The 7,549-nt window shown below is 73.2% G+C and carries 5 protein-coding genes and 1 pseudogene; 2 read left to right on the top strand and 4 right to left on the bottom strand.

The window, feature by feature from the left end:
* Together GTW08_RS22785 and GTW08_RS22780 are read right to left on the bottom strand one after the other, a co-directional pair.
* A pseudogene (locus tag GTW08_RS22785) lies at nt 1-275 on the bottom strand (hypothetical protein); the annotation flags it as partial.
* A gap of 34 nt (nt 276-309) precedes the next feature.
* Entirely contained in the window at nt 310-2,007 is a 1,698-nt protein-coding gene (locus GTW08_RS22780) for an L-lactate permease (protein WP_073577060.1), read from the bottom strand.
* Between the two features lie 179 nt (nt 2,008-2,186).
* Between GTW08_RS22780 and GTW08_RS22775 the strand changes: the two genes are divergently transcribed.
* Nucleotides 2,187-3,401, top strand: a complete 1,215-nt coding sequence (locus GTW08_RS22775; RefSeq protein WP_073577150.1) for a cytochrome P450 — start codon at nt 2,187-2,189, stop codon at nt 3,399-3,401.
* Nucleotides 3,402-3,423: 22 nt separating this feature from the next.
* The gene (locus GTW08_RS22770; protein WP_062402483.1) at nt 3,424-4,044 is read left to right on the top strand and encodes a TetR/AcrR family transcriptional regulator; all 621 of its coding nucleotides are present in this window, start codon (nt 3,424-3,426) and stop codon (nt 4,042-4,044) included.
* A gap of 120 nt (nt 4,045-4,164) precedes the next feature.
* Here the strand turns inward: GTW08_RS22770 and GTW08_RS22765 are convergent, their stop codons facing one another.
* Together GTW08_RS22765 and htpG are read right to left on the bottom strand one after the other, a co-directional pair.
* Complete coding sequence (locus GTW08_RS22765; protein ID WP_346009958.1) at nt 4,165-5,211, bottom strand: ABC transporter substrate-binding protein; 1,047 nt, start codon at nt 5,209-5,211, stop codon at nt 4,165-4,167.
* 81 nt (nt 5,212-5,292) lie between these two features.
* Nucleotides 5,293-7,221, bottom strand: coding sequence for a molecular chaperone HtpG (htpG, locus tag GTW08_RS22760; RefSeq protein ID WP_083658884.1), 1,929 nt, complete (start codon nt 7,219-7,221; stop codon nt 5,293-5,295).
* Nucleotides 7,222-7,549 lie beyond the last annotated feature (328 nt).

The raw sequence follows: 7,549 nt of genomic DNA, 5'->3' as shown, positions 1-7,549 counted from the left end.
TGGCTCCCGGGCCGCACGGCCACGGCCTCGACGTAGCCGGTGCGCAGCGCGACGCCGTCGTGCAGCAGCCTGCGGCCCACGACGGCCGCGTGCCCGACCGGGTCGTGCAGCGGACCGGCCAGCACGTGCACCCCGCCGAGCGCGTGGTCGAACGAGGCGTCGTCGAACCCGCCGGCCCCGTCGGCGTCGGCGGGGAACGCGGCGTCGAGCAGGGCACGCAGGGCACGGAGCCCGTCGCGCCCGAGATCGGCGGTGGGCAGGACGGTCAGGCGCACCCGGGCGATCTTTCCGCAGCGCCCGGCGGCGTGGTCAGAAGGTCGGGAGCATCCATCCGAGCACCGGGGTCGACTGCAGGAACACCAGCACGCACAGCACCGCGAGCAGCCCGACGCTCCACAAGATCGTCCGCCGGAACAGCTCGGACTCCCGGCCGGCGACGCCCACGGCCGTCGCCGCGATGGTGAGGTTCTGCGGACTGATCATCTTCCCGACGACGCCGCCGGAGGTGTTCGCCGCGACCATCAGGTGCGGGTCCAGGCCCGCCTGCTCGGCCGCGGTCTGCTGCAGCGTCGCGAACAGGGCGTTGGCCGAGGTGTCCGAGCCGGTGACCGCGGTGCCGAGCCAGCCGAGGATCGGCGAGAGGAACGCGAACGCCGCGCCGGTCCCGGCGATCCAGGTGCCTATGGAGATCGTCTGCCCGGACAGGTTCATCACGTAGGCCAGCGCGAGGACGGTGGCCACGGTGAGGAAGGCGAACCGCAGCTTGTACGCGGTGGCGGCGAACTCCCGGACCGCCGTCGCGGGCGTGAGCCGGTACATCACCGCGACGCCGATGCCGCAGATCAGCAGCAGCGAGCCGGGCGAGGACAGCCACTGGACGCTGTAGGTCGTGGTCGACACCGGGTCCCCGGACGCGCCGAGGACCTGTCCGTCGAGCCCCGGCCAGCCGATCTCGATGTCGGTGCCGGTCAGGAAGGTCGACACCGGGCCGACCAGCTTCGCCACCGAGAACACCACGATGATCAGCAGGTACGGCGCGAAGGCCATGAACAGCCTGCCGACCGACAGCGCCTGCGAGCGCTCGGCGAGGGTGCGCTTCTCGGTCGCGACGGACCCACCGCCGTCGCCTCCCGGGTCCTCGACGGGTGCGTCGGCGGTGCGCTCGATGCGCAGCGTCTCCGTCGCCTCGGCGCCGCCGCGCGGCTGCCAGAAGCGCAGCAGGACCACGCCGGCCGCCAGCCCGGTCAGTGAGGCGACGATGTCGGTGAGCTCGACCGAGAGGTGGGTGGCGGCCAGCCACTGGGCGACGGCGAACGCGAGACCGATGACGAGCGCCACCGGCCAGACCTGGCGCACCCCGCGCCTCCCGTCGACGAGCAGCACCAGCAGCGTCGGCACGATGAACGCGAGCACCGGGGTCTGGTGTCCGACGACGGCGCCGATCTCGTTGTACGGGATCCCGGTGAGGGTGCCCGCGGTGATGATCGGCGTGCCGACCGCGCCGAACGCGACGGGGGCGGTGTTGGCCAGCAGCACGACGACCGCCGCCCGGACCGGGGAGAACCCGAGCGCCATCAGCATGACGCCGGTGATCGCCACCGGGGCACCGAACCCGGCCAGCGCCTCGAGCAGACCACCGAAGCAGAACGCGATGATGATCGCCTGCACCCGGGGGTCGTCGGAGATCAGCCCGAAGGCGGCGCGCAGGTCCTCGAACCGGCCCGCGGCGACGGTGAGCTGGTAGAGCCAGATCGCGGTGAAGACGATCCACATGATCGGGAACAGGCCGAACACCGCTCCCTCGGTGGCCGAGAGCAGGGCCAGGTGCACCGGCATCCCGAAGGCCGCCACCGCGACCGCGACGGCGACGACGAGTGCGGCCAGCCCGGCCCAGTGCGCCTTCCAGCGCAGGGCACCCAGCGTCACGAAGATCGCCACCAGCGGGAGCAGTGCGACGAGTGCGGACAGCCAGAGACTGCCGAGTGGTTCGGGATCTTGCTGGAACACGGATCTCCCCGGGGCGCCGTCGCCGATGACGGTTGCAGCCTGTCACGGTTCGCCCGGTGCCACCGGTCCGGCGGTTATCCGGGGCGTACCGGACAGGTGACGCGAAACGAGAGCACACTGTCGTTTGAGCGGTTACCGTGGGGTGCGACGCGCCCGCCGACCCTCCGGAGGCCAGCACCATGACCGACACCGCCACGGACTTCACGCTCCCGCTGCACATGCGCCGCGACCGGTTCCTGCCCGACGCCGAGCTGGAGCGCATCCGCGACTCCGGCGACGTCCCACGGGTGCGGACCGCCTTCGGCGCCGAGGCCTACCTCGTCACCCGCTACGACGACGTGCGGCACGTGCTCGGCGACGCCGCGACCTACTCCAACGCCGGGAGCGCCGAGCTGACCCGCCCGGACGCACCGCCGCTGTCGGAGCGCGAGCAGGAGCAGATGCGGGCCGGCCAGCTGCTGCTGCAGGACCCGCCGGAGCACACCCGGCTGCGCCGCTTCCTCACCCGCGAGTTCACCCAGCGCCGGATGGCCCGCCTGGAGCCGCGGATCACCGAGATCGTCGACGAGCACCTCGACGCGCTGGAGGCCGCCGGGCCGGGTGCCGACCTGGTCTCCCTGTTCGCCCTGCCGGTGCCGTCGATGGTCATCTGCGAGCTGCTCGGGGTGCCCTACACCGACCGCGACGAGTTCACCGCCCGGTCGACGCGCCTGCTCGACGTGTCCCTGCCCGCCCGGGAGCGGCTGGCCGTGGGCCGGGAGAACCGCGCCTACATGAGCCGGCTCGTCGACGCGGCTCTGGCCGACCCGGGCGAGGACATCCTCGGGATGCTGATCCGCGAGCACGGCGAGGAGATCAGCCACGACGAGCTGGTCGGGATCGCGTCGCTGCTGCTGATCGCCGGGCACGAGACGACGTCGAACATGCTGTCGCTGGGCACCCTGGCGCTGCTGGAGGACCCGGAGCAGGCCGCGCTGCTGCGCAGCGACCCCGAGCTGGCCCGGCCCGCCGTGGAGGAGTTGCTCCGGTGGCTGTCGATCGTGCACACCGGTGTGGTCCGGGTGACGACGACCGACACCGTCCTGCGCGACACCCCGATCCCGGCGCGGTCGCTGGTGATGTGCTCGCTGCCCACCGCCAACCGCGACACCGGGTCCGGGTTCGACGACCCCGCCCGGCTCGACCTCACCCGCGGCGCGGCCGGACATGTCGCGTTCGGGCACGGTGTGCACCACTGCCTGGGTGCCCCGCTGGCCCGGATGGAGATGGCGACGGCGTTCCCGGCCCTGCTCCGCCGCTTCCCGACGCTCGCCCCGGCCGGGCCGGTCCCGCCCGAGGCCTTCCGGGCCTACCACTTCGTCTACGGCATGCACACGCTGCCGGTGACCTGGTGAGGCCGGGCGATACCGTGCAGTGATGACCGCTTCGTCGCTCGACGGCTCCCCGGCGGGCCGTCCGCTGCGCGCCGACGCCGCCCGCAACCACCGCCGGATCGTCGACACGGCGGCCGCGGCGTTCGAGTCCGACGGAGCGGACGTCCCGCTGGAGGAGATCGCGCGCCGGGCCGGGGTCGGCGTCGCGACGCTGTACCGCCGGTTCCGGACCCGCGACGTGCTGGTGCGGGCGGTGCTGGACCAGGTGTTCGTCGCGGAGATCGAGCCGACCGCGGCCGCCGGGGACGGCGACCCCTGGGCCGACCTGGCCGGGTCGCTGGGCCGGGCGGTGGAGGCGATCGCCGGACGGCGGACGATCCTGCAGCTGGCCCGTGAGGCCGGCGCGTTCGACGTCGAGTCCGCCGAGCGCTACGGCCGGACGCTGACCCGGCTGCTGGACCGGGCGCGCGAGGCCGGTGCGGTGCGTCCGGAGCTCACCCCGCGGGACCTGTCGGCGGTACTGGTCATGGCGCTGGCCGTCGCCGAGGGGTCGGACGCGGCGGAGACGGCGTCGGGCGAGGACCGCGCCCGCTACCTGGCGCTGCTGCTCGACGGGCTGCGACCGGGCAACCCGCCGCTGCCCCCGGGCTCGGAGGAGCCCTAGCAACGATCGGGGCACGGTCGCTGTCGCGGGCGACGCGGACCCGCTACGGTTCCGGTCGTCCGCTCGGCAACGGCGCCGGGCGGATCCGCACTCCACCCCCGACCCGCCCGTCGCCGGGGCTCAGCCGCCGAACCGGTCGGGGTGCAGCCGCCGGGCGAGCGTCGCGACCGCGTCGGCGTTGCGGATGCCGGGGCTGATCTCGGCGAAGGTCGTGGTGAACACCTTCCCGTCGCGTACCGCGGGGACCGTCGCGAGCGCCGGGTCGTTCCGCAGACGCTCGGCCAGCGGCTCCGCGCCCTCCGGGCCGACGTCGCGCCCGCAGCAGGCCGGGATCACGATCACGTCCGGGCTCGCCGCGACGACGCCCTCCAGGGACACGGTGCGCTGCCGGCCGGCGACGCTGTCGAACGCCTGCCGCCCGCCCGCGGCCTCGATGATCGTGGTCGCGACGTCGCCGGTGCCGAAGACCCGCAGTTCACCGGTACTGCCCGGGGAGTTCAGCATCGCCACCCGCGGACGATCGGTGACGCCGTCGAGCCGGGCGGCGACGTCGGCGACGGTGCCGCGCATGCCGGCGACGACCTGCGCGGCCCGGTCCCCGGCGCCCAGCAGGCGCCCGAGGTCGGTGAGGTCGCGTTCGACGCCGGCGAAGGACACGTCGTTGTCGCCGATGCTCTGCTGGTCGCCGCCGTCGGCGGTCGGGCAGTAGGCGCTGAACAGGAAGGTCTCCGTGCCGGTGGCACCGAGCTCGGCGCGGGTGCCGAGACCCTCCCGGGTGAAGGCACCGGTGAAGCCGGAGACGACGAGGTCCGGGTCGACCCGCAGCACCTCCTCGCGCGACGGGTACTCCTCGGGCCAGTAGTCCTGCGGCCGGAAGTCCGGGTCGAGCTGTGCCGGCAGCGGATTGTCCAGGTAGGCCGCGCCGACCAGCCGGTCCCCCGCCCCGAGCGCGAGGACGGCCTCGATGCCGTTCTGGAACATCGCGACGACCCGCTCCGGGCGCTGCACGGGCACATCGACGCCGCAGTTGACGACCGCGTCGGCGGCGGGGCCCGTGCCGTGGTCGCCGTGCCCGGCGGGTGCCGCGACCGGGTCACCCGCGCCGCACCCCGCGAGGAGCACCAGTCCGGCGAGCAGCGGCGCCCAGCGGCGCGGGTTCCCGATCACCGCGACAGCATAGCCACGACACCTGAGTGACTCTTCAGATGTGCGGCTCTCGTCACGGCACGGTCCCCGCGCCGCCCGGCGTCAGAGCGCGTGCTGCAGGCGCTCCGCGAGCAGCCCCACGAACCGGGACGGGTCGGCGAGCTCGCCGCCCTCGGCCAACAGCGCCATGCCGTGCAGCAGCTCGACGGTGCCGCTCTCGTCCTTCCCCGCGGCGCGGGCGTCGCGCAGCCCGGTGACCAGCGGATGCGACGGGTTGAGCTCGAGGATCCGCTTCACCTTCGGCGGCTCCTGCCCCATCGCCCGGTACATCTTCTCCAGGGTCGGGGTCATGTCGAACTCGTCGCCGACGAGGACGGCCGGGGAGGTGGTGAGCCGGGTGGAGAGCCGGACCTCCTTGACGTCCTCGGTCAGCACCGCGGCCATCCAGGTGCAGAGGTCGGCGAACTCGGTCTGCTTCGCCGCCGCCTCCTCCTTCTCCTCGTCGGTCTGCAGGTCCACCTGGCCCTTGGCGATGGAGCGCAGCGGGGTGCCGTCGAAGCCGTCGACGGCGTCGACCCACACCTCGTCGACCGGGTCGGTGAGCAGCAGGACCTCGTAGCCCTTGTCCCGGAACGCCTCCATGTGCGGGGAGGCCTCGATCGCGGTCCGCGAGTCCCCGGTCATGTAGTAGATCGCGTCCTGGCCCTCGCGCATCCGCTCCGTGTAGGCGGCGAGCGAGGTCGGCGCGTCGGCGTCGTGGGTGGTCGCGAACGCCGAGACCCCGAGGATGGTGTCGCGGTTGTCGGCGTCGGACAGCAGTCCCTCCTTGAGCGCCCGGCCGCACTGCTCCCAGAAGGTCGCGTACTTCTCCGGCTCGTTGTCGCGCAGCGAGCCGAGCACCGACAGCACCTTCTTCACCAGGCGCCTGCGGATCGCCGAGATCTGGCGGTCCTGCTGGAGGATCTCGCGCGACACGTTCAGCGAGAGGTCCGCGGCGTCGACGACGCCCTTGACGAACCGCAGGTACTCGGGGACGAGCGCCTCGCAGTCGTCCATGATGAACACGCGCCGGACGTAGAGCTGGACGCCGCGGCGGGCGTCGCGCATGTGGAGGTCCATCGGCGCGACCTTCGGCAGGAACAGCAGCGCCTGGTACTCGAAGGTGCCCTCGGCGGCGAGCCGGATCGTCTCCAGCGGCTCCTGCCAGTCGTGGCTGACGTGCCGGTAGAACTCGGCGTACTCCTCCTCGGTCACGTCCTTCTGCGGGCGGGCCCACAGCGCCTTCATCGAGTTCAGCGTCTCGGGCGCAGCGTCGTCCGCGTCCCCCGCCGTGCCGGTTCCGGGAGGCATCCGGACCGGCCAGGTGATGAAGTCGGAGTAGGTCTTCACGATGCGCCGCAGCACCGAGGGGTCGGCGTAGTCGTGCAGCTGGTCCTCGGCGTCGGACGCCTTGAGGTGCAGGGTGACCGCGGTGCCCTGCGGGGCGTCGGCGACGGGCTCGATCGTGTAGGTGCCCTCACCGTCGGAGGTCCACCGCACGCCCTCGCCCGCGCCGGCCTTGCGGGTCACGAGCTCGACGCGGTCGGCGACCATGAACGAGGAGTAGAAGCCGACGCCGAACTGGCCGATCAGCTCCTGGCGGGCGTCGTCGCCGGCCTCCCGGAGCTTCGCGAGCAGCTCCGCCGTGCCCGACCTCGCGATGGTGCCGATCAGGTCGACGACCTCGTCGCGGGTCATCCCGATGCCGTTGTCGCGGACGGTGAGGGTGCGCGCCCCGGCGTCCGGCACGAGCTCGACGTGCAGGTCCTCGGTGTCGGCGCCCAGGTCCTTGTCCTGGTAGGCGGCGAGGCGCAGCTTGTCCAGCGCGTCGGAGGCGTTGGAGATCAGCTCGCGCAGGAAGACGTCCTTGTTCGAGTAGATCGAATGGATCATCAACCGCAGCAGCTGCCGGGCCTCGGCCTGGAACTCGATCGTCTCCCCGCCCGTCGTGTCGGAGTCGATCGTCTCGCTGGTCGACGGATCCGTGCTCACGTCAGTCGTCCTCTCTGGGTCGTCACGCTGGTGCGGTCGCGATTGTGCCGAACGGCGAGCGGCCGCGCGCCCGGTGCCCGACCCCTGCGCCGTCGTCGCCGGTGCGGTGACCGGTACCGTCGCCGCAGGAAACCCCCGAACCGGACGGATCACCCTCGTGCGCACGACCCGCAGCCCGGCCCGCCGCCTCGTCGCGGTGCTGCTGCTGTCGCTGGTCGCGGCGCTCGCCCCGATCGCCGGGTCGCTGACCGACGAGGCCGTCCCGGCCACGGCGGCGGCCTCGGTCGGGCAGGACGTCGCGCCCGCCGAGGCGCCCCGGCCCGCACTG

It is taken from the genome of Pseudonocardia sp. SID8383 (assembly GCF_009864975.1).
GTDB lineage: Bacteria > Actinomycetota > Actinomycetes > Mycobacteriales > Pseudonocardiaceae > Pseudonocardia > Pseudonocardia alni.
Note: the sequence above shows the minus strand (reverse complement) of the source record. Positions and strands in the feature narration are given on the sequence as shown.

Bases quoted from the DNA above. Each gene is read 5' to 3' on its own strand.
- GTW08_RS22775 (WP_073577150.1), top strand. From the start codon at position 2,187: ATGACCGACACCGCCACGGACTTCACGCTCCCGCTGCACATGCGCCGC.
- GTW08_RS22770 (WP_062402483.1), top strand. From the start codon at position 3,424: ATGACCGCTTCGTCGCTCGACGGCTCCCCGGCGGGCCGTCCGCTGCGC.